The organism is Stenotrophomonas sp. GD04024, assembly GCF_029837545.1.
Taxonomy (GTDB): Bacteria; Pseudomonadota; Gammaproteobacteria; order Xanthomonadales; family Xanthomonadaceae; genus Stenotrophomonas; species Stenotrophomonas forensis.
The window spans coordinates 21,843-43,214 of the sequence record NZ_JAOEDV010000035.1 but is presented as its reverse complement, the minus strand read 5'-3'; the positions used below and the strand labels follow the sequence as shown (position 1 = coordinate 43,214).

The following is a 21,372-nucleotide window of genomic DNA, read 5'->3' as shown; positions in this document are numbered from 1 at the left end:
CCGCCAGCCACGAGGGGCTCCGCCGTTGGCCGTATCCGCGCCGAAGGCGCGATAATGCCCGGATGGAAACCGTCCGCATCGCCACCCGCAAGAGCCCGCTCGCCCTCTGGCAGAGCGAACACGTCGCCGACCGCCTGCGCCAGGCCCACCCCGGCCTGCACGTGGAACTGGTGCCGATGAGCACCCGCGGCGACGAGGTGCTGGACCGCTCGCTGGCCGCCATCGGTGGCAAGGGCCTGTTCCTGAAGGAACTGGAGCTGGCCATGCTGCGCGGTGAGGCCGACTGTGCCGTGCATTCGCTGAAGGACGTACCGATGGAGCTGGACGCGCCGTTTGCGTTGCCGGCGATGCTGACCCGGCACGACCCTGCTGATGGCTTCGTCTCCAACCTGTACGCCTCGCTGGAGGCGCTGCCGATCGGTGCGCGTGTCGGCACCTCGTCGCTGCGCCGCCAGGCCCAGTTGCGCGCGCTGCGCCCGGACCTGGAACTGCTGGACCTGCGCGGCAACGTCAACACCCGCCTGGCCAAGCTCGACAATGGTGGCTACGACGCCATCGTGCTGGCGGTGGCCGGGCTGGAGCGGCTGGGCCTGGGCCAGCGCATCGTCGCGCGCCTGCAGCCGCCGCAGTGGCTGCCGGCGCCGGCACAGGGCGCGGTGGCGGTGGAGTGCGATGGCGGCAACGCACGCCTGATGGCCCTGTTCGCGGGACTTGACGACGCTTCCACCCGCGCCTGTGTGGAGGCCGAGCGGGCGATGAACCGTGCGCTGCATGGTAGCTGCCACGTGCCGGTGGCGGCCATCGCGCAGTGGCAGGGCAATGACCTGCACCTGCAGGGCCTGGTCGGCAGCGCCAGTGACGGCCGCGCGGTACGCGCCGAAGCGGTGGGGCCGGCCAGCGACCCGGATGCGCTGGGCCAGCGCGTGGCGACGATGCTGCTGGACGCCGGTGCCGGCGAGCTGTTGAACGTCTGAGCCACCGCAGGTAGTGCCGGCCGCTGGCCGGCAACCTGGTGCCCCCAGTTGGATGCAGTTGCCGGCCAGCGGCCGGCACTACCGAAAGAAGAACGGGCGCCTTTGGCGCCCGTTGCTTATTTGAACTTGTAGACCACGTTCATCGTGGTCAGCGTGTCGGTCTTGCGCTTGTCCTCGGCCACGTCACTGTTGTAACGCGCCTGCCAGCCGGCCTTCAGCGCCAGGTGCTCGTTCATGCTCACCGAGACACCGAAGTCATTCTGGCCGAAGGTGTTGTACGAACCGGATTCGACCAGCAGGGTGTTGACCAGGTCGGTGTTGTCGGTCAGCGAGTACTTCAGGTCGAACAGGCCGCGACCGATCATGCCGGTACGGGTGCGGTCGTCCTCGGTGCTGTGGGTGCGGCGCACACCGGGGCCGATCTGCGCGTCGAAGGAGAAGCGCTCGGTGTTCCACAGGCGGGTGCCGTAGCCCAGGCCGAACGAACTCTGGCGGTCGTAGGTGGCGAAGTCGTCGCGCTCGGTACGCACCGTCGCGGTCAGCTGGCGGTGCTCGCCCAGCTGCAGCGCGCTGCCGGCGCTGCCGGTGTAGCGGTTGGCGGTGGTGTTGTTGCGACGGGTGGTGGTGCCGTCGTCGGCGGTCTCGGTCACCTTCGAGCTCGAGCGCAGGCCGAACAGGTCCATGCTGTGCACCCAGTCGCCATCGGTGTAGCGCAGGCGCAGGCGGCCATTGAAGCTTTCGGTGCTGCTGTTGCCGCGTGCCGATGCGAAGCCGAGCTCGCCGCCGCTGCCGCTCCACGGCGAGGACATCGCCGCCAGTTCGGAGGCATCCTGTGCATACGCGAGCGGCGCGCACAGCAGCAGGGGAATCAGCAGGGACACGCGCAGGGACATCGAGGCTTCTCCGAAGCGGTTAACAGCCGGTGATGATACTGGAAGCGTGATGGCGGTCCGAATCGATCCAATGCGCGCTTCAGCGAACGTTGCCGCGATCGCCTATTCAGGGCAGATCGACGCGCAATGCCGGATCGTTGAAGCGCGAGTAGCGCAGGCGCAGCTGGAAGCTGCGGCCATTGCTGCTGCCGCTGCGCACCAGCTGCCGCGGCAGGCCCTGGGCATCGATCCAGTACTCCAGGCGCTCACTGGGCTGGCTGCCACGCAGCCGGTAGTGGCGGGTCTCGACCCCGTCCAGGGTCTGGTTGCCCAGGTCCTCGGCCTGCAGGTTGGCGGGCAGGGCATCGGCCGGCAACGGGTTGCGCCACTGTTCGAGCAGGCCCGGCGGGGCCGGCACCTGGCGGATCGCGCCTTCGGCCTGCAGGAACAGCGTGTCACCGATGATCGTCTGCGGTCCGGCCGGGGTCTGCACGCGGAAACGGTCGGGGGCGACGAAGTCCATGGCGCTGCGCACCGGCTGGGGGGCGCCCAGCACCTCCAGCTCGGCGTGGAAGCTGCGCAGCGCGGCGAAGCGCTGGCTGGCGCCCAGCACGGCCTGCGCCGGATCGGCGGCCGGTACCGGGGCTTCGGTGCTGGCCGGCGCTGGTGCGCGATCGCAGGCGGCCAGCAGCAGGCAGGCCAGCAGGGACAGGGCAGGCAACCGGCGCATCGGGCGTTCCATGGGGGTGGGGGCGACCACGATAGCCCAAACGTCCCACACAAGACCCGCGACTCGGACATAATCGGGGGTATGGACCGATACGAACGCATCACCGCCCTGCATCGTCTGCTCAAGTCCGCGCGCTATCCGGTGACGGTGGCGACCCTGCAGGACAAGCTCGGTTGTTCCCGTGCCACCGTCTACCGCGACCTGGCCTTCCTGCGCGACGCGCTGATGGCGCCGATCGAGGGCGACGGAGAAGCCGGCTTCCGCTACCACGCCGACGAGAGCGACCGCTTCGAGCTGCCCGGCCTGTGGCTGAGCTCGGAGGAACTGCACGCCCTGCTGGCCTCGCAGCACCTGCTGGCGCGCACCGGCGGCGGCGTGCTGTCCTCGGTGCTGGCACCGCTGCAGCAGCGCATCGAAAGCCTGCTGGCGGCCCAGGCAGGTGTCTCCAGCTGGCCGGTGGACCGCGTGCGGGTGATCCCGCACCGTGGGCGCAAGTTCGATGAAGGCAGCTTCCGCAGCGTCGCCTCGGCGGTGCTGGAGCGCCGCCAGCTGGCGTTCGAGTACCGCGCCCGTTCCACCGACGAGCCGACCAAGCGCACGGTCTCGCCGCAGCGCCTGACCCACTACCGCGACAACTGGTACCTGGATGCCTGGGACCACGACCGCGACGCGCTGCGCAGCTTTGCCGTGGACCGCATCCACAAGGCGCGGGTGGTCGACAGCACCGCCCGCGATGTTGCCGACAGCGAACTGGACGAGCAGCTGGGTGCCAGCTACGGGATCTTCTCCGGCGCGCCGAAGGGCTGGGCGACCATCCTGTTCAGCGCCAAGGCCGCGCGCTGGGTGGCCGACGAGCACTGGCACTCCAAGCAGCAGGGCCGCTTCCTGGCCGATGGCCGCTATGAACTGAAGGTGCCGTACAGCGTCTCGCGCGAGCTGTTGATGGACGTGCTGCACTATGGCTCGGATGCCGAGATCGTGGAGCCTGTGATGCTGCGCGAGCAGGCCAAGGCCCTGCTCGAGCTGGCCCTGAGCAACTACGACAACGCCTGACCCTCCCCACGAGAACCCCACCGCCCATGAAGAAGACCCTGTTGCTGCCCCTGCTTGCCGCTGCGCTGGCCCTGACCGCCTGCGGAAAATCCGGCGAACCCTCGCAGAAGCTGGTGGTGGCCGCCACGGCCGTGCCGCACGCCGAGATCCTCGAGGTGGTCAAGCCGATCCTCAAGCAGGAAGGCGTGGACCTGGACGTGCGCGTGTTCAACGACTACGTGCAGCCCAACGACCAGCTGGTGCAGAAGCAGGTGGACGCCAACTACTTCCAGACCGAGCCGTACCTGGATGCCTACAACCGCGACCGCAAGACCGACCTGGTGAAGGTGATCGGCGTGCACATCGAGCCGTTCGGTGCGTACTCGCGCAAGATCAAGTCGCTGGCCGAGCTGCGTGAGGGCGCCGACGTGGTGATCCCGAACGACCCGAGCAACAACAGCCGTGCGCTGATCCTGCTGCACAAGGCCGGCGTGATCGAACTGAAGGACCCGACCAACGCGTTGTCGACCCAGCGCGACATCATCGCCAACCCGAAGAACCTGAAGTTCCGCGAGCTGGACTCGGCGATGCTGCCGCGCGTGCTGGACCAGGTCGATCTGGCCCTGATCAACACCAACTATGCGCTGGATGCCGGCCTCAACCCGACCCAGGACGCGCTGGCGATCGAAAGCAAGGATTCGCCGTACGTGAACTTCCTGGTCGCGCGCCCGGACAACAAGGACGATGCCCGCGTTCAGAAGCTGGCCAAGGCGCTGACCAGCCCGCAGGTGAAGGCCTTCATCGAAACCAAGTACAAGGGCGCGGTGCTGCCGGCGTTCTGACCGGCGCTACCCTCAGTCGACGTGGAAGGCGAGCGTGGCGGCCACCGCCTGCTGCCACCCGGCGTACAGCTTCTCGCGCCGCGCCACCTCCATCTGTGGCTCGAAGCGCCGGTCCAGGCCCCATTGCGCGGTGATCTGCTCGCGGCTGGTCCAGAACCCCACCGCCAGCCCGGCCAGGTAGGCCGCACCCAGCGCGGTGGTCTCGGTCAGTCGCGGCCGCAGCAGCGGCACGCCGAGGATGTCGGCCTGGAAGCCGGCCAGGAAGTCGTTGCCGATCGCACCGCCATCAGCGCGCAGCTCGGTCAGCGCGATGCCTGCATCGGACTGCATCGCATCCAGCACATCGCGGGTCTGGTAGGCCATCGCTTCCAGTGCGGCGCGCACGAAGTGCGCCTTGCGCGTGCCCCGGGTCAACCCGAACATCGCGCCGCGCACGTCACTGCGCCAATAGGGCGCGCCGAGGCCGACGAACGCTGGCACCAGGTAGACCCCGCCACTGTCGGGTACCTGCGCGGCCAGTGCCTGGCTGTCGCCGGCGCGTTCGATCATGCGCAGCCCATCGCGCAGCCACTGCACCACCGAGCCGGCCACGAAGATCGAGCCCTCCAGCGCGTACTCCACGCGCCCGTCCAGGCCCCAGGCGATGGTAGTCAGCAGTCCGTTGCGCGAACGCACCGCCTGGGTGCCGGTATGCATCAGCATGAAGCAGCCGGTGCCATAGGTGTTCTTGACCATGCCCGGCTGGAAGCAGGCCTGGCCGAACAGCGCCGCCTGCTGGTCACCGGCGATGCCGGCGATCGGGATCGGATGGTCAAAGAAGAACTGCGGCCGGGTGTGCGCGTATACCGAACTGGAGTCGCGCACCTGCGGCAGCATCGCGCGCGGGATGTCCAGCAGCGCCAGCAGGTCGTCATCCCAGTCCAGCGTGTGGATGTTGAACAGCAGCGTGCGCGCGGCGTTGCTGTAATCGGTCACGTGCGCCTGGCCACCGCTGAGGTTCCACACCAGCCAGCTGTCGATGGTGCCGAACAGCAGTTCGCCGCGCTCGGCCCGCTGTTGCGCGCCCTCCACGTGGTCGAGGATCCAGCGCACTTTGGTTGCGGAAAAATACGCATCGATCAGCAGGCCGGTACGCTCGCGCACCAGCGCCTCGTGGCCATCGGACTTCAGCCGCTCGCAGAGGGCGTGGCTCTGCCGCGACTGCCAGACGATGGCGTTGTGGATCGGCTGGCCGGTGGCGCGGTCCCAGACCACGGTGGTCTCGCGCTGGTTGGTGATGCCCAGCGCGGCGATATGGCGCGGGTCGATCTGCCCGCGGCTGAGCAGTTCGGTCAGCGTGGCATAGACGCTGGTGAGGATCTCGCGCGGGTCATGCTCGACCCAGCCGGGGTGCGGGAAGATCTGCGCGAACTCGCGCTGCGCGCTGCCGACGATGTTGCCGGCACGGTCGAACAGGATCGCGCGCGAACTGGTGGTGCCCTGGTCGATGGCCAGCACGTAGCGGGGCGTCATGCAGCGTCTCCGGTAGCGATGGTATTGGTAGAGTCGAGCTTGCTCGACTGCTCTTCATGCCAGTCGAGCAAGCTCGACTCTACCGTCTATCCATCCAGGCCTGCAGCCGTGCCATCTGCGCGGCATCCAGCCGCAACCCCAGCTTGCTCCGCCGCCACAGCACATCATCGGCGTCGTGCGCCCACTCATGCTCCCGCAGGAAATCCACTTCGCGCGCATGCAGGCCCGCACCGAAGTGCTCGCCAAGATCGTCCATGGATTGCGCCGCGCCCAGCAACGACGCGCTGCGGCTGCCGTAGGCCCCGGCCCAGCGTCGCGCGATGTCCGCGGGCAACCAGGGAGCCCGCGCGCTCAGCTGCGAGCGGGCCTGTGCGGCGTCCCCCCAGTCGCTGCCCGGCAGTGCGGCTCCGGTTGCGGTCCAGGCGGGCCCCATCTGCGGCAGGGCAGGGCGCAGCAGGTCCAGTGCCTCTTCGGCCAGTACCCGATAGGTGGTCAGTTTGCCGCCGAGCACATGCAGTGCCGGCGCCGGATCGGACTGTACCTGCAGGCGGTAGTCGCGGCTAAGCTTCGCCGCACGCGGGTCCGGGTCGGCCAGCAGCGGGCGCACACCGGCGAACTGCCAGGCCACGTCTGCGGCGGTGATCGGTTCACGCAGGTAGCGGTTGGCGGCATCGCACAGGTAGGCCACCTCGGACGGCAGCACGCTGCAGCGCGCCGGATCGCCACGGTAATCGGTGTCGGTGGTGCCGACCAGCAGGTGGTCGTGGGCGAAGGGCAGCAGGAACACCACCCGGCCATCGGGTTGCTGCAGCAGGCAGGCGCTGTCTTCGGGCCAGGGGCGGCGCAGCACGATGTGGCTGCCCTGCACCAGGCGCAGGGCGGGGCCGCCGCTGCGCGCCTGCATCCGTTCCAGCAGGCCGCCCGCCCACGGGCCCGCGGCATTGGCCACTGCGCGTGCGATCACGTGCCGTTGCTGACCATCGTGGGTTTCCAGCACGGCCTGCCAACGGCCCTGCAGCGCACGCAGTTCGGTGCAGCGGCTGCGCACCTGCACCTGCGCGCCGCGCTGCGCGGCATCCAGTGCGTTCAGCAGTACCAGCCGCGCATCATCGACCTGTGCATCGGCATAGCTGAAGGCCCGCCGCAGCATCGGAGAGAGCCAGGCGCCGAGCGAATCCTGCTGCAGGTCCAGCGCCTGCGAGGCGGGGAAGGCAGGGCTGCGCCGGCCCAGGTGGTCGTACAGCCACAGCCCCACGCGCAGCATCCAGCGCGGGCGCAGGTGCGGTTCCCAGGGCAGCACGAAGCGCAACGGATGGACCAGGTGCGGTGCCTGCCGGCGCACCACCTCGCGCTCGCCCAGTGCCTTGCGCACCAGGCCCAGTTCACCCTGTTCCAGGTAACGCAGGCCGCCGTGGATCAGTTTGCTGCTGGCACTGGAGGTGTGCGCGGCCAGGTCATGCTGTTCACACAGCAGCACCCGCAGGCCGCGACCGGCCGCGTCACGGGCGATGCCGGCACCGTTGATGCCGCCACCGATCACCAGCAGGTCAACCTCCTCCATCGCGCCTCCGTGTCCTGTGTCTGTAGAGTCGAGCTTGCTCGACTGCATTGCCGATAGTCGAGCAAGCTCGACTCTACGAAAGGCAGTCGAGCAAGCTCGACTCTACAGACCGCAGGTGACGGAAACGACGACGGGCCCCGAAGGGCCCGTCGCGTTGCATCAATGGAGCGGTGCTGCCTGGATCAGAAGCGGGCGCCGATGCCGAAGCCGACGGTCCACGGATCCATCTTGGCTTCGCCGATCTTCTCGCCGCCAACCTTCACGTCCGGGCGGGCGCGCATGTAGCGGGCGTCAGCACGGGCGAACCAGGTGGAATTGATGTTCATGTCCACGCCGACGGTGCCGATCACGCCCTTGGCGTCCTTCAGGCGGATGTCGGAGCTGCTGCCGTCGGCCAGCTTTTCGCTGCTGAAGCTCGACTGGTAGTAGCCCACGCCCACGAACGGACGGAACACGTTGTCGGCCTGGCCGAAGTGGTACTGGCCGCTCAGCGCGACCGGCTGCTGCTCGACCGAACCCACGCGAACGTTGTTCGGGCCCTTGAACTTGTTGTCGAACTTGTCGGCGGCGCCCCACAGTTCAACGGCCCAGTTGTCGTTGACGTAGTAGCTGAAGCTGACGGTCGGCGCCGGGCCGCCATCGGTCTTCTTGATGCCGTCGATCGGATCATTCTTCGGCTGCAGCAGCGAGATGCCGCCAACAACGGCAAAATGCTTGCCCGAAGCGGTATCGGTGCTGCTGCTGTCCTGGGCGAAAGCGGCCGGCGCGAACGCGGCGGAGGTCAGCAGGGCGAGACTCAGGATACGGATGGAGCGCATGGGGGTATCTCCTAATGTTTCTTGTTTTGGGCCCCCGGTTGCGGGGCGAGCACACCGTAGTCGCCCCAACATGAATCGAATCCGACGCGCGTTAAAAATTGGTTTGGCTTGTTCAGCGAGCAGCGCGAAAAGCCTGTATTCATGGGGTTTTTGGCCATCCGTGACATTCATTCAGTTGGAGAAGATGTGAGCGCTGCGACGATGTGCATCGGCCTGCAAGCGCAGGTGAACGTGGATTGCAGAGTGCTGCTGCTCGGTTCGATGCCGGGTGTGGCGTCGCTGCAGGAGCAGCGCTACTACGCGCACCCGCGCAATCGCTTCTGGCCGCTTTTGGCGGAAATCTGCGGGTTTGATGCGGGCCTGCCGTATGCACAGCGATTGCAGGCATTGAACGCCGCGGGCATCGGCCTGTGGGATGTGATCGGCCAGTGCGAGCGGCGCGGCAGCCTGGACGCGGACATCGTGCGCGGCACGGAAGTGCCCAATGCGCTGCCGTCACTGATCGCCTCGCTTCCTGAGCTGGAGCTGATCGCCTGCAATGGCGCGGCGTCGATGCAGGCGTTCCAGCGCTGGGTGCTGCCCCGGCTGGAGGCGCCGCCGAGGCTGCTGGCGCTGCCCTCCACCAGCCCGGCCAACGCGGCGTGGTCGCTGCCGCGCCTGCGCCTGGCCTGGCAGCCGGTGGCCGACGTACTGGCGACATCAAGCGGACATCGTCCGGACAATACGCTACCGACTGGTCAAGGCCGCAACCCATGAGCAACAGCGTGTCCCGGCTGCGTGCGTACTGAAAACACCTGTAACGGTTGGCGCTGGACCCCGCTGGCCGCACAATAGACGTTTCCCTACACCAGATTGCCGGAGTTATCCCCATGGCCGAAATCAAGGAAGCACTTGTCCCCGATATCGGTGACTACAGCGATATCCCGGTAATCGAGGTGCTTGTCGCCGTCGGCGACACGGTCAAGAAGGACCAGGGCCTGGTGACGCTGGAAAGCGACAAGGCGACCATGGAAGTGCCGTCCTCGGTGGCGGGCGTGGTCAAGGAACTCAAGGTCAAGGTCGGCGACACCCTGTCCGAAGGCAAGGTCGTGGCGCTGATCGAAGTGGCCGAAGGCGAAGCTGCCAAGCCGGCCGCCGGCGCACCGGCACCGGCCAAGGCTGCTGCCCCGGCAGCCGCCACCCAGAGCGCGCCGGCCCCGGCCGCTGCTGCCCCGGCCGCCCCGGCCGCCAGCGGCGGTGCCGTTGAAGCGCTGGTGCCGGACATCGGCGATTACACCGACATCCCGGTCATCGAAGTGCTGGTCGCCGTCGGCGATACGGTCAAGAAGGACCAGGGCCTGGTCACGCTGGAAAGCGACAAGGCCACCATGGAAGTGCCGTCGTCGGTTGCTGGCGTGGTCAAGGAGCTGAAGGTCAAGGTCGGCGACAATCTGTCGCAGGGTGCCGTGGTCGCCATCATCGAGGCCGAGGGCGCTGCCGCGCCGGCCCCGAGCAAGGCCGCCGCTGCCGCTGCCCCGGCCGCCGCCGAAACCGCCACCAAGGTCGAGCCGGTCGCCGTTCCGGCCCAGCCGGACAAGCTGGCCGCCCGCGAGATCGCCTCGGCCGGTACCCCGTCCAGCCCGCCGGTGCAGTTCAATGCCGATGGCGTGCTGCCGGCCAAGGTGCCGTACGCCACCCCGGCGGTGCGTGTGTTCGCGCGCGAACTGGGCGTGGACCTGCTGCAGATCAACGGCACCGAGAAGGGCGGCCGCATCACCAAGGGTGACGTGCAGAAGTTCGTCAAGGCCGCGCTCGGCGGCGGCGTGCCGGCTGCTGCCGGTGCTCCCGTCGCCGCCGGTGGTGGCCTGAACCTGCTGCCGTGGCCGAAGGTCGACTTCAGCAAGTTCGGCGAGACCGAAGTGCAGCCGCTGTCGCGCATCAAGAAGATCTCCGGCGCGAACCTGGCCCGCAACTGGGCGATGATCCCGCACGTCACCCAGTTCGAACAGGCCGACATCACCGACCTGGAAGGCCTGCGCGTGGCGCTGAACAAGGAAAACGAGAAGGCCGGCATCAAGCTGACCATGCTCGCCTTCCTGATCAAGGCCAGCGCCGCGGCGCTGAAGAAGTTCCCGGAATTCAACGCCTCGCTCGATGCCAGCGGTGAAAACCTGACCCTGAAGAAGTACTTCCACATCGGTTTCGCCGCCGACACGCCGAACGGCCTGGTCGTGCCGGTCATCCGCGACGTGGACAAGAAGGGCGTGGTGCAGATCGCGCAGGAAACCGGCGAACTGGCCAAGAAGGCGCGCGACGGCAAGCTGGGCCCGGCCGACATGAGCGGCGGCTGCTTCTCGATCAGCTCGCTGGGCGGCATCGGCGGCACCGCGTTCACCCCGATCGTCAATGCACCGGAAGTGGCCATCCTCGGCGTCTCCAAGTCCTCCATCCAGCCGGTCTGGAATGGCAAGGAATTCGCGCCGAAGCTGATGCTGCCGCTGTCGCTGAGCTACGACCACCGCGTCATCGATGGCGCCCTGGCCGCACGCTTCACCACCTACCTGTCGCAGGTACTGGCCGACATGCGCCGCGTGCTGCTGTAAGGCACCGCTTCGCCCCCACCGTGCGGCTGCCGCCCCCTGGCGCGGCCGCGTGAACAGATGCAGTGACAGCCCGCCGGCCATGCCGGCCGGGCACGAGGAAAACCACCATGGCCACGATTGAAGTCAAGGTTCCCGACATCGGCGATTACAGCGATGTGCCGGTGATCGAAGTGTTGGTCGCCGTCGGCGACACGGTGAAGAAGGATCAGGGTCTGGTGACCCTGGAATCGGACAAGGCCACCCTGGAAGTGCCGTCTTCGGCCGCCGGTGTGGTCAAGGAACTGAAGGTCAAGCTGGGCGACAGCCTGTCCGAAGGCGCCGTGGTCGTGGTGCTGGAAACCGAAGGCGCCACAGAAGCCCCGGCCAAGGCCGCGGCACCGGCTCCGGCCGCAGCTGCGCCGGCCAGCAAGCCGCCGGTGACCCCGTCGCACCGCGCCCCGGCTGAACCGGCCGCACCGAAGCCGGCGCTGTCCAGCGGCAAGCCGGCCGATATCGAATGCGAAATGGTCGTGCTGGGCTCGGGCCCGGGCGGCTACACCGCCGCCTTCCGCGCCGCCGACGTTGGCCTGGATACCGTGCTGGTCGAGCGCTACGCCAGCCTCGGTGGCGTCTGCCTCAACGTCGGCTGCATTCCGTCCAAGGCGCTGCTGCATGCCGCAGCGGTGATCGACGAAGTGGCCCACGCCGGTGATTTCGGCGTCGAGTTCGGCAAGCCGACCATCACCCTGGACAAGCTGCGCCAGTACAAGGAAAAGGTCGTCAACCAGCTGACCAAGGGCCTGGCCGGCATGGCCAAGCAGCGCAAGGTCCGCAGCGTGCAGGGCGTCGGCAGGTTCGTCTCGGCCAACGAGCTGGAGATCACCGCCGCTGACGGCAGCACCCAGCTGCTGCGCTTCCAGAAGTGCATCATCGCCGCCGGTTCGCAGGCGGTGAAGCTGCCGAACTTCCCCTGGGACGACACGCGCGTGATGGACTCCACCGATGCGCTGGAGCTGGCCGAAGTGCCGGGCTCGCTGCTGGTCGTCGGCGGCGGCATCATCGGCCTGGAAATGGCCACCGTGTATGGCGCGCTGGGCAGCAAGGTCACCGTGGTCGAGTTCATGGACCAGCTGATGCCGGGTGCCGACAAGGACCTGGTCAAGCCGCTGGCCGACCGCCTGAAGAAGCAGGGCATCGAAGTGCACCTGAAGACCAAGGCCTCGGGCGTCACCGCCGATGCCAAGGGCATCACCGTGTCCTTCGAAGCCGCCGAGGAAGGCCAGTCGCCGGCGCTGGCGCAGGGCACCTTTGACCGCGTACTGGTGGCCGTCGGCCGCTCGCCGAACGGCAGGAAGATCGATGCCGAGAAGGCCGGCGTGCAGGTCACCGAGCGTGGCTTCATCCCGGTGGACCGCCAGATGCGCACCAACGTGCCGCACATCTTTGCCATCGGCGACATCGTCGGCAACCCGATGCTGGCCCACAAGGCCACGCACGAAGGCAAGCTGGCCGCCGAAGTGGCTGCCGGCCACAAGAAGGAATGGGTCGCCCGCGTGATTCCGTCGGTGGCCTACACCAACCCGGAAATCGCCTGGGTTGGCGTCACCGAGACCGAAGCCAAGGCCAAGGGCCTGAAGGTCGGCGTGGCCAAGTTCCCGTGGGCGGCCAGCGGTCGCGCGATCGGCATCGGTCGTACCGAGGGCTTCACCAAGCTGATCTTCGACGAAGAGACCCACCGCATCATCGGTGGTGCCATCGTCGGCGTGCATGCCGGTGACCTGCTGGCCGAGATCGGCCTGGCCATCGAGATGGGTGCCGAAGCCGAAGACATCGGCCACACCATCCACGCGCACCCGACGCTGAGCGAGTCGGTGGCGATGGCCTCGGAGATCTACGACGGCACGATCACCGATCTGTACATGCCGAAGAAGAAGTAAGGCGCCCGCGCCGTTCCGAACGAAAAGCCCTGGCTTCTGCCGGGGCTTTTTCGTTGGCTGCAGGAATGTCTTCGGCTGTTGTCATCGCGAGGGTTGGGGCCGCTGCGCGGGAGGCGGGCATTTCGACAAATGTCCCCCGTCGCCCGCCTGCGGCGGTCGCCTCCTCCTTTACTTTGTCGAAACGCCCACCACCCGCGCAGCGGCTCGGCTTGCGGACAGTCGAGAGCAGCTGCCAAAGCCACCCGGGTGCCTGACACGCGGAGGGAGCGGGGGCTGTGTGCGAAGTAAAGGAGGAGGTGCCGGCCGCAGGCCGGCGCCGGGGGACATTCGCACGCAGCCCCCGCTCCCTCCAGCGCTCGACCAACCCGCTTCTGCTGTCCTGTCAGGAGTCCACAAAAAAAGCGCGGCCCCGATGATCCGGAGGCCGCGCCAGGAGAGAGAGTGCGGTGGAAGGGGCGGGGGATCAGAACACGAAGCTGACGCCTGCCACCGGGCCCTTGAATTCCTGCTTCAGGCCGACGGTGCCGTCGCTGCCCTTCTTGTCCACGTCCAGCTTGAACCAGTCGTAGCCGGCGAACACGCCGAAGTTCTTGGTGAAGCGGTAATCGACGATGGCATTGGCGCGGCTCAGGTCGCCCTTGTAGTCATCGAAGCTGCCCCAACGCGTGTTCAGGTACTGGCCCTGCAGCGTGATCATCCAGCGCTCGGACGGGGTGAAGGTCATGCGCGCACCCACCACCGGCGCGATGCCGTCGGCCTTCTCGTCGAGGAACTGGCCTTCGTACACGGTGCCCAGGTCGGCATAACCCTTGGTGCTGACCTTGGCGTACTCGCCACCGATCTGCAGGCCGAGGTCGAAGGTGTCGGTATCGACGACCGAATAGTCATAGACCAGGCTGGCCACCTGGTACTTCAGTTCACCCTTCACGAAGCTGCCGGCCGGTACGTTCTCACCGCCGAAGGAAATGCCCTGGTCCAGCGTCTCGCGGCGATCCTTGTCGTACTTGAAGTAGTTGAACAGCAGGCGCTGGCGGTTGCTGATGCGGAACATGCCGTCGATGCGCGGCTCCCATTCCTTGCCGCCCAGCTTGAAGTCCTGGTCCAGGGCGATGTCCTGGCCAGCCACGTTGGTCCTGCCGCGGAGCGTGTTATCCGAATCGATGTTCATCGCACCCAGGCGGATGGCGAAACGGTCGTCGCCTTCCGCGGCGTGGGCGGCATTGGCGAACGAAGCGCCGGCGGCGAGCAGGGAGAGGGCGAGCAGGGTGGGAACGGAGCGCATCGAAGAGTCCTTGCAGTGGTTCATCAGAATGAAGACCACTGTGCCGGACGGCGGCGTCCACCATCCGTGAACGTATGGTCCACGGGATGTGCACGGTTCAGCGCTGTCGCGACGATGCAAAAAGATGGCCCCGGAGCCGGGCTTCGGGGCCATCGTGGGACCTGCGGGGCGAAGCGTCGACGAGGTTGCTGCAGGCAGGTCGAAAGATCGGACCGGCGCATTCGGCGAAAGTTCCGCAGCCTGCGACCAAAGTTCAATACTGCGCTGCAGCATCATGCGGACGTCATTGTCCCTTGGGTGGCACGCAAAAATGTAACCGTTACCGCAACTTGCGGCCTCCCGGGATGAACAGGCAGCGGTTGTCTCGCAAATTGTCCCATTGCTATAATTTGGCGGCTCGATGAGGCCCCCTCTGCTGTAGCCGCCTCAGCCCTCCACTTGCAACCACGCGGGACGTCCTGTGCTGAACTCCGTTGATGCGGGTCGGCGACTGATGCTGCGCGCCGCGGTCTACCCGCTGGCCGCGGTCGCTGTCCTGGCCCTGGCCTTCCTGCTGGTGGGTCCGAAGTATGCCCTCGGCGCGCTGGCGTCCGGTGTGGCCATTTCGGCCGGTGGCTGGGTGGCGGCGCGGATGGCACTGAGCGGGGGAGCGGTGGCCGCAGGTTCGGCGATGGCTCGCCTGATCATTGCGATCGTGGCCAAGTGGGTGGTGGTTTTCGGCGTCCTGCTGGTGGGGTTCCTGGTCTTCAAGCTGCCTGCATTGGCGCTGTTGGCCGGTATCGCCGTCGGCTTGATGTTCCAGGTCCTGGCCATGGCCAGGCGTTGACAGAATTCAATTAACTGAAGGTTCCGGACACATGGCGGGCGAGGCTCTAACCCCTACCAGCTACATCCAGCATCACCTGCACAACCTGACCGCGCCGGTCGGCAAGGGTGAGGGTATGTTCTGGCATATCCACGTCGATACCTTCCTCACCGCGGTCCTGATGGGCCTGGTGATCGTGGTCGCGTTCTGGCTGGGCACCCGCAAGGCCACCGCCGGCGTGCCGGGCAAGTGGCAGGCCTTCGTCGAGATCTGCCTGGAGTTCGTCGACCGCCAGGCCAAGGACACCTACCACGGCAAGAGCAAGCTGGTCACGCCGATCGCCATCACGATCTTCTTCTGGATCCTGATGATGAACCTGATCAAGATGATCCCGGCCGACTTCATCGCCAAGCCGCTGGAATGGGCGGGCATCCACTACTGGAAGCCGGTGCCGACCGCCGACGTCAATGCCACCCTGGGCATGGCCATCAGCGTGTTCTTCCTGATGCTGTTCTTCGCGCTGAAGTCGAAGGGCCTGCTGGGCTTCATCAAGGAATTCCTGACGGCGCCGTTCGGCAAGTGGATGATGCCGTTCAACCTGATCCTCAACATCGTCGAGTGGCTGAGCAAGCCGATCTCGCTGGCGATGCGACTGTTCGGCAACATGTTCGGCGGCGAAATCGTGTTCCTGCTGATCTGGGTGCTGGGTGGTGCCGGTTTCTTCGGTGCCATTGCCGGTGGTGCGTTCGGCCTCGGCTGGATGCTGTTCCACCTGCTGGTGATCCCGCTGCAGGCCTTCATCTTCATGATGCTGTCGATCGTGTACCTGAGCCTGTCGGAAGACGCTCACTGAGTTTCAAGCTTCAACGCGTTTCAACCTTCATCCGTTTCATCACCCTTAGCAACTTAAGTTCCTGGAGATAACCATGTACTTCGCCGTCCTGACCAACTTCGCGCAGATTCAGAGCTCCACCGCCCTTGCCGTCGGCATCATGATCGGCCTGGCCGCGCTGGGCGCCGGTCTGGGTCTGGCCATCATGGCTGGTAAGTTCCTGGAGTCGGCCGCCCGCCAGCCGGAACTGATCCCGGTCCTGCAGGTCCGCATGTTCATCACCGCCGGCCTGATCGACGCCGCGTTCATCATCTCGGTCGCCGTCGGCCTGCTGCTGGCCTTCGCCAACCCGCTGTCGGCTGCCTTCGCTGGCGCCGTCACCAAGGCTCTGGCCGGCTGATACAGCGGTTTGAGACGACCGGGTGCTGATGCACCCGGTTTCGGATGAAGGCCGGATGCGCCGCTACGGCGGCGCGTCCACCCCGAAACCAGCGATCGAGCTAACCATGAATATCAATTTCACCCTTCTTGCGCAGGCGCTCGCCTTCGCTGGTCTGATCTGGATCATCGCGACCAAGATCTGGCCGCCGCTGATGAACGCGATCGAAGAGCGCCAGCAGAAGATTGCTGAAGGCCTCGCTGCTGCCGACCGCAGCCAGAAAGATCTGGCCCAGGCGCAGGAGAAGGTCAACGAAGCGCTGAAAGAAGCACGCACCAAGGCCAACGAGATCATCGACCAGGCCCACGCGCGCGCCAACCAGATCGTTGATGCTGCCCGTAACGAAGCGATCACCGAAGCCACCCGTCAGAAGGAACTGGCCCAGGCTGAAATCGACGCCGCCGCCAACCGTGCCCGTGAAGATCTGCGCAAGCAGGTGTCCGCGCTGGCCGTGACCGGTGCCGAAAAGCTGCTCAAGCGCGAAATCGACGCCAACGCCCACAAGGCGCTGCTCGACGAGCTGGCCTCGGAGATCTAAGGATGAGCCAGGCCCTCACGCTTGCCCGCCCGTACGCCCGCGCCGCGTTCGCGACCGCGCGCGACGAAGGCGCGTTCGCGCCGTGGTCGGACGCCCTGGCGTTCTCCGCCCACGTCGCCGCCGATCCGCGCGTGGCGGCCCTGCTCGCCAACCCGGAGCTGGGCCGTGACGACGCCGTCGCCCTGCTGGCGCCGGTGACCCACGGCGAGACCTACTCGCGCTTCCTGGCCATCCTGGCCGACTCGCATCGTCTGCCGCTGCTGCCGGAAATCTCCGGCATGTTCGATGCCCTGCGCGCCGAAGCCGAGCACGTGGTCAAGGCCACCGTGACCTCGGCGGCCGAGCTGTCGGCCGGTGAGCTGGATGCGATCAAGGTCGCGCTGCGCAAGCGCTTCAACCGCGAGGTCGACGTGACCACCGCGGTCGATGCCTCGCTGATCGGCGGCGCCGTGATCGACGCCGGCGACGTGGTCATCGATGGTTCGCTGAAGGGCAAGCTGGCCCGTCTGCAGACCGCGCTCGCTAACTGAATTCATTTAACGTCCGGCCCCGCTGCCGGCACTAGGACTTGACGATGGCAACCACGCTCAACCCCTCCGAAATCAGCGAACTGATCAAGAACCGCATCGAGAAGGTCAAGCTGGCCGCGGAATCGCGCAACGAAGGCACCGTGACCAGCGTGTCCGACGGCATCGTGCGCATCTTCGGTCTGGCCGACGTGATGCAGGGCGAAATGATCGAACTGCCGAACAACACCTTCGCCCTGGCCCTGAACCTGGAGCGCGACTCGGTCGGCGCCGTGGTCCTGGGTGACTACGAGCACCTGCGCGAAGGCGACGTCGCCAAGACCACCGGCCGCATCCTGGAAGTGCCGGTCGGTCCGGAACTGCTGGGCCGCGTCGTGAACGCGCTGGGCGAGCCGATCGACGGCAAGGGCCCGCTGGGCACCGAACTGACCGCTCCGGTGGAGCGCGTTGCTCCGGGCGTGATCTGGCGCAAGTCGGTCGACCAGCCGGTGCAGACCGGTTACAAGTCGGTCGACGCCATGATCCCGATCGGCCGTGGCCAGCGCGAGCTGATCATCGGTGACCGCCAGACCGGCAAGACCGCCATGGCGATCGACGCGGTGATCAACCAGAAGGGCACCGGCATCAAGTGCGTGTACGTTGCGATCGGCCAGAAGGCTTCGACCATCGCCAACATCGTGCGCAAGCTGGAAGAGAACGGCGCGCTGGCCCACACCATCGTGGTGGCCGCGACCGCTTCCGAATCGGCTGCCATGCAGTACATCAGCGCCTACTCGGGCTGCACCATGGGTGAGTACTTCATGGACCGCGGCGAAGACGCGCTGATCGTGTACGACGATCTGTCCAAGCAGGCCGTGGCCTACCGCCAGATCTCGCTGCTGCTGAAGCGCCCGCCGGGCCGTGAAGCCTACCCGGGTGACGTGTTCTACCTGCACTCCCGCCTGCTCGAGCGCGCTGCCCGCGTGTCCGAGGAATACGTCGAGAAGTTCACCGAAGGCAAGGTCACCGGCAAGACCGGTTCGCTGACCGCGCTGCCGATCATCGAAACCCAGGCCGGCGACGTGTCCGCCTTCGTTCCGACCAACGTGATCTCGATCACCGACGGCCAGATCTTCCTGGAAACCGACCTGTTCAACGCCGGCATCCGCCCGGCCGTGAACGCCGGTATCTCGGTGTCGCGCGTCGGTGGCTCGGCCCAGACCAAGATCATCAAGAAGCTGTCGGGTGGCATCCGTATCTCGCTGGCCCAGTACCGTGAGCTGGCTGCGTTCGCGCAGTTCGCCTCGGACCTGGACGAAGCGACCCGCAAGCAGCTGGAGCGTGGCCAGCGCGTCACCGAGCTGATGAAGCAGAAGCAGTACGCGCCGATGTCGATCGCCAACCAGGCGCTGTCGATCTACGCCGTCAACGAGGGTTACCTCGACGACGTGCCGGTCAACAAGCTGCTGGCGTTCGAAGAAGGCCTGCACGCCCACTTCGCCAACACCCAGGGCGAGCTGGTCAGCAAGGTCAACGCCACCGGCGGTTGGGACAACGACATCGAAGGTGCCTTCAAGAAGGGCATCGCCGAGTTCAAGACCACCGGCAGCTGGTAATCGCGGTCCTGTAGAGCGGAGCCACCGGCTCCGCTGGACCAGATGACAAACGGTTGAACAACGCGGGGCATCAGCCCCGCGCCACGGGAAACAAGAGATGGCAAGCGGACGCGAAATCAAAACCAAGATCAAGAGCGTGCAGAACACCCGCAAGGTGACGCGCGCCCTGGAAATGGTCTCGGCCTCCAAGATCCGCAAGGCGCAGGATCGGATGAAGACCTCGCGTCCGTACGCGCAGGCGATGAAGCAGGTGATCGGCCACCTGGCCCAGGCCAGCACCGACTACCAGCATCCGTTCCTGGTCGAGCGCGAGCAGGTCAAGCGGGTCGGGTTCATCGTGATCTCCTCCGATCGCGGCCTGGCCGGCGGCCTGAACAACAACCTGTTCCGCAAGATGCTGGGCGAAGCCAAGGCATGGCAGGACAAGGGTGCCGAAGTGGACCTGGTGACCATCGGCCAGAAGGCATCGACCTTCTTCCGCCGCGTGAAGGTCAACATGGTCGGCAGCGTGACCCACATCGGCGACGTGCCGAAGCTGGAATCGCTGATCGGTGTGATCAAAGTCATGCTCGACGCCTTCACCGAAGGCAAGGTCGACCGCGTGTACCTGGTCTACAACCGCTTCGTGAACACCATGACGCAGAAGGCCAGCTTCGATCAGCTGCTGCCGCTGCCGCCGGCTGAGAAGCAGGTCGCTCACCACGACTGGGATTACCTGTACGAACCCGATGCCGCGACCGTGCTGGAGCACGTGATGACGCGTTACATCGAGTCGCTGGTGTACCAGGCACTGCTGGAAAACGTCGCCTCCGAGCATGCCGCACGCATGGTTGCGATGAAGGCGGCGAGCGACAACGCCAACAAGCTGATCGGCACCCTGCAGCTCGTCTACAACAAGGCGCGCCAGGCAGCGATCACCCAGGAAATCTCCGAAATCGTCGGCGGCGCGGCAGCAGTCTGACCGCGTTCGTTCAAAGCACACATTAGAGGATGCAGCAATGAGTCAGGGCAAGATCGTTCAGATCATCGGCGCGGTCGTCGACGTCGAATTCCCGCGTGAGTCGGTGCCGAAGGTGTACGACGCACTGAAGGTCGACAACACCGAAATCACCCTTGAAGTCCAGCAGCAGCTGGGCGACGGCGTGGTGCGCACCATCGCCCTCGGTTCCACCGATGGCCTGAAGCGCAACCTGATCGCCACCAACACCAACCGCGGCATCTCCGTGCCGGTCGGTGCTGGCACCCTGGGCCGCATCATGGACGTGCTCGGCCGTCCGATCGACGAAGCCGGCCCGGTGGCCGCCAGCGACAGCTGGGAAATCCACCGTGCGGCCCCGTCGTACGAAGACCAGTCCCCGGCCACCGAACTGCTGGAAACCGGCATCAAGGTCATCGACCTGATGTGCCCGTTCGCCAAGGGCGGCAAGGTCGGCCTGTTCGGCGGCGCCGGCGTCGGCAAGACCGTCAACATGATGGAGCTGATCAACAACATCGCCAAGGCGCACAGCGGTCTGTCCGTGTTCGCCGGCGTGGGTGAGCGTACCCGTGAGGGCAACGACTTCTACCACGAAATGAAGGACTCCAACGTCCTCGACAAGGTGGCGATGGTGTACGGCCAGATGAACGAGCCGCCGGGCAACCGTCTGCGCGTCGCCCTGACCGGCCTGACCATGGCCGAGTACTTCCGCGACGAGAAGGACGAAAACGGCAAGGGCAAGGACGTCCTGCTGTTCGTCGACAACATCTACCGCTACACCCTGGCCGGTACCGAAGTGTCGGCACTGCTGGGCCGTATGCCGTCGGCCGTGGGTTACCAGCCGACCCTGGCCGAGGAAATGGGCGTCCTGCAGGAACGCATCACCTCGACCAAGAACGGTTCGATCACCTCGATCCAGGCCGTCTACGTTCCCGCGGACGACCTGACCGACCCGTCGCCGGCGACCACCTTCGCCCACCTGGACTCGACCGTCACCCTGTCGCGTTCGATCGCCTCGCTGGGTATCTACCCGGCCGTCGATCCGCTGGACTCCACCAGCCGCCAGATGGACCCGCTGGTCATCGGCCACGAGCACTACGACACCGCCCAGCGCGTCCAGCAGACCCTGCAGAAGTACAAGGAACTGAAGGACATCATCGCCATCCTGGGCATGGACGAACTGTCCGAAGAAGACAAGCAGGCCGTGTCGCGCGCCCGCAAGATCGAGCGCTTCTTCAGCCAGCCGTTCCACGTGGCCGAAGTGTTCACCGGTTCGCCGGGCAAGTACGTGCCGCTGAAGGACACCATCCGTGGCTTCAAGGCCATCGTCGATGGCGAGTACGACCACCTGCCGGAGCAGGCGTTCTACATGGTCGGCGGCATCGAAGAAGCGGTCGAGAAGGCCAAGAAGATGGCCGAGAAGGCCTGATCCGGGACGGGCGGGAGCGATCCTGCCCGACCTGACGCCGGTGCCGGGCAACCGCCTGCACCGGTGGACTCCCACGGTGGCATTGCGCCGCCGCGAACAGCGAAGAGATT

At 66.3% G+C, this 21,372-nt stretch carries 20 protein-coding genes; 14 read left to right on the top strand and 6 right to left on the bottom strand.

The genetic code is table 11. From position 1 onward, the window contains the following. Positions 1-62 precede the first annotated feature (62 nt). Positions 63-974, top strand: coding sequence for a hydroxymethylbilane synthase (gene hemC / locus N7590_RS12805; RefSeq protein WP_053450871.1), 912 nt, complete (start codon positions 63-65; stop codon positions 972-974). A 116-nt stretch (positions 975-1,090) separates the two neighbouring features. Here hemC and N7590_RS12800 read toward each other — a convergent pair whose 3' ends face one another. Then, positions 1,091-1,867 (bottom strand): DUF481 domain-containing protein, encoded by a 777-nt coding sequence (locus N7590_RS12800; protein ID WP_006471539.1) that lies wholly within the window; start codon positions 1,865-1,867, stop codon positions 1,091-1,093. A 106-nt stretch (positions 1,868-1,973) separates the two neighbouring features. After that, positions 1,974-2,576: a hypothetical protein gene (locus N7590_RS12795; protein WP_164241397.1), complete on the bottom strand. Its 603-nt coding sequence runs from the start codon at positions 2,574-2,576 to the stop codon at positions 1,974-1,976. A gap of 81 nt (positions 2,577-2,657) precedes the next feature. Here N7590_RS12795 and N7590_RS12790 point away from each other — a divergent pair, with 81 nt between their 5' ends. Continuing rightward, positions 2,658-3,629 (top strand): YafY family protein, encoded by a 972-nt coding sequence (locus N7590_RS12790; RefSeq protein WP_008267051.1) that lies wholly within the window; start codon positions 2,658-2,660, stop codon positions 3,627-3,629. A 26-nt stretch (positions 3,630-3,655) separates the two neighbouring features. Further along, positions 3,656-4,450, top strand: coding sequence for a MetQ/NlpA family ABC transporter substrate-binding protein (locus N7590_RS12785; protein ID WP_053450869.1), 795 nt, complete (start codon positions 3,656-3,658; stop codon positions 4,448-4,450). A gap of 12 nt (positions 4,451-4,462) precedes the next feature. Here the strand turns inward: N7590_RS12785 and glpK are convergent, their stop codons facing one another. From glpK to N7590_RS12770, 3 genes are all read right to left on the bottom strand, one after another. Next, the gene (gene glpK / locus N7590_RS12780; protein ID WP_164241398.1) at positions 4,463-5,962 is read right to left on the bottom strand and encodes a glycerol kinase GlpK; all 1,500 of its coding nucleotides are present in this window, start codon (positions 5,960-5,962) and stop codon (positions 4,463-4,465) included. Positions 5,963-6,041: 79 nt separating this feature from the next. Then, positions 6,042-7,523: a glycerol-3-phosphate dehydrogenase gene (gene glpD / locus N7590_RS12775; RefSeq protein ID WP_164241399.1), complete on the bottom strand. Its 1,482-nt coding sequence runs from the start codon at positions 7,521-7,523 to the stop codon at positions 6,042-6,044. 182 nt (positions 7,524-7,705) lie between these two features. Continuing rightward, positions 7,706-8,341: an OmpW family outer membrane protein gene (locus tag N7590_RS12770; RefSeq protein ID WP_164241400.1), complete on the bottom strand. Its 636-nt coding sequence runs from the start codon at positions 8,339-8,341 to the stop codon at positions 7,706-7,708. A gap of 186 nt (positions 8,342-8,527) precedes the next feature. Between N7590_RS12770 and N7590_RS12765 the strand changes: the two genes are divergently transcribed. The 3 genes from N7590_RS12765 (at position 8,528) to lpdA (ending at position 12,839) form a co-directional block, all read left to right on the top strand. After that, positions 8,528-9,097, top strand: a complete 570-nt coding sequence (locus N7590_RS12765) for a DNA-deoxyinosine glycosylase (RefSeq protein ID WP_080375965.1) — start codon at positions 8,528-8,530, stop codon at positions 9,095-9,097. A 113-nt stretch (positions 9,098-9,210) separates the two neighbouring features. Then, positions 9,211-10,923, top strand: coding sequence for a dihydrolipoyllysine-residue acetyltransferase (gene aceF, locus N7590_RS12760; RefSeq protein ID WP_164241401.1), 1,713 nt, complete (start codon positions 9,211-9,213; stop codon positions 10,921-10,923). 107 nt (positions 10,924-11,030) lie between these two features. Beyond that, entirely contained in the window at positions 11,031-12,839 is a 1,809-nt protein-coding gene (gene lpdA, locus N7590_RS12755; protein WP_053509679.1) for a dihydrolipoyl dehydrogenase, read from the top strand. Positions 12,840-13,302: 463 nt separating this feature from the next. On the opposite strand, the gene N7590_RS12750 is transcribed toward lpdA, so the two are convergent. After that, on the bottom strand, positions 13,303-14,121 hold the full coding sequence (locus N7590_RS12750) for a hypothetical protein (RefSeq protein ID WP_053509681.1): 819 nt from the start codon (positions 14,119-14,121) through the stop codon (positions 13,303-13,305). Positions 14,122-14,581: 460 nt separating this feature from the next. Between N7590_RS12750 and N7590_RS12745 the strand changes: the two genes are divergently transcribed. From N7590_RS12745 to atpD, 8 genes are all read left to right on the top strand, one after another. Continuing rightward, a complete protein-coding gene (locus N7590_RS12745) occupies positions 14,582-14,947 on the top strand; it encodes a hypothetical protein (RefSeq protein ID WP_006471338.1) in 366 nt (121 codons plus the stop codon). A 31-nt stretch (positions 14,948-14,978) separates the two neighbouring features. After that, the gene (atpB, locus tag N7590_RS12740; RefSeq protein ID WP_049466592.1) at positions 14,979-15,779 is read left to right on the top strand and encodes a F0F1 ATP synthase subunit A; all 801 of its coding nucleotides are present in this window, start codon (positions 14,979-14,981) and stop codon (positions 15,777-15,779) included. Positions 15,780-15,852: 73 nt separating this feature from the next. Beyond that, a complete protein-coding gene (atpE, locus tag N7590_RS12735) occupies positions 15,853-16,158 on the top strand; it encodes a F0F1 ATP synthase subunit C (RefSeq protein ID WP_005411133.1) in 306 nt (101 codons plus the stop codon). 106 nt (positions 16,159-16,264) lie between these two features. Continuing rightward, positions 16,265-16,735 carry a F0F1 ATP synthase subunit B gene (locus tag N7590_RS12730; protein ID WP_005419512.1) on the top strand — a complete coding sequence of 157 codons (471 nt, stop codon included), beginning with the start codon at positions 16,265-16,267 and terminating at the stop codon, positions 16,733-16,735. A gap of 2 nt (positions 16,736-16,737) precedes the next feature. Further along, positions 16,738-17,265, top strand: coding sequence for a F0F1 ATP synthase subunit delta (locus N7590_RS12725; protein ID WP_006471336.1), 528 nt, complete (start codon positions 16,738-16,740; stop codon positions 17,263-17,265). Positions 17,266-17,309: 44 nt separating this feature from the next. Then, a complete protein-coding gene (gene atpA, locus N7590_RS12720; protein ID WP_049461479.1) occupies positions 17,310-18,857 on the top strand; it encodes a F0F1 ATP synthase subunit alpha in 1,548 nt (515 codons plus the stop codon). 97 nt (positions 18,858-18,954) lie between these two features. Next, positions 18,955-19,818, top strand: coding sequence for a F0F1 ATP synthase subunit gamma (gene atpG / locus N7590_RS12715; protein WP_006471334.1), 864 nt, complete (start codon positions 18,955-18,957; stop codon positions 19,816-19,818). 37 nt (positions 19,819-19,855) lie between these two features. Beyond that, positions 19,856-21,262 carry a F0F1 ATP synthase subunit beta gene (gene atpD, locus N7590_RS12710; protein WP_006471333.1) on the top strand — a complete coding sequence of 469 codons (1,407 nt, stop codon included), beginning with the start codon at positions 19,856-19,858 and terminating at the stop codon, positions 21,260-21,262. Positions 21,263-21,372: the final 110 nt, after the last annotated feature.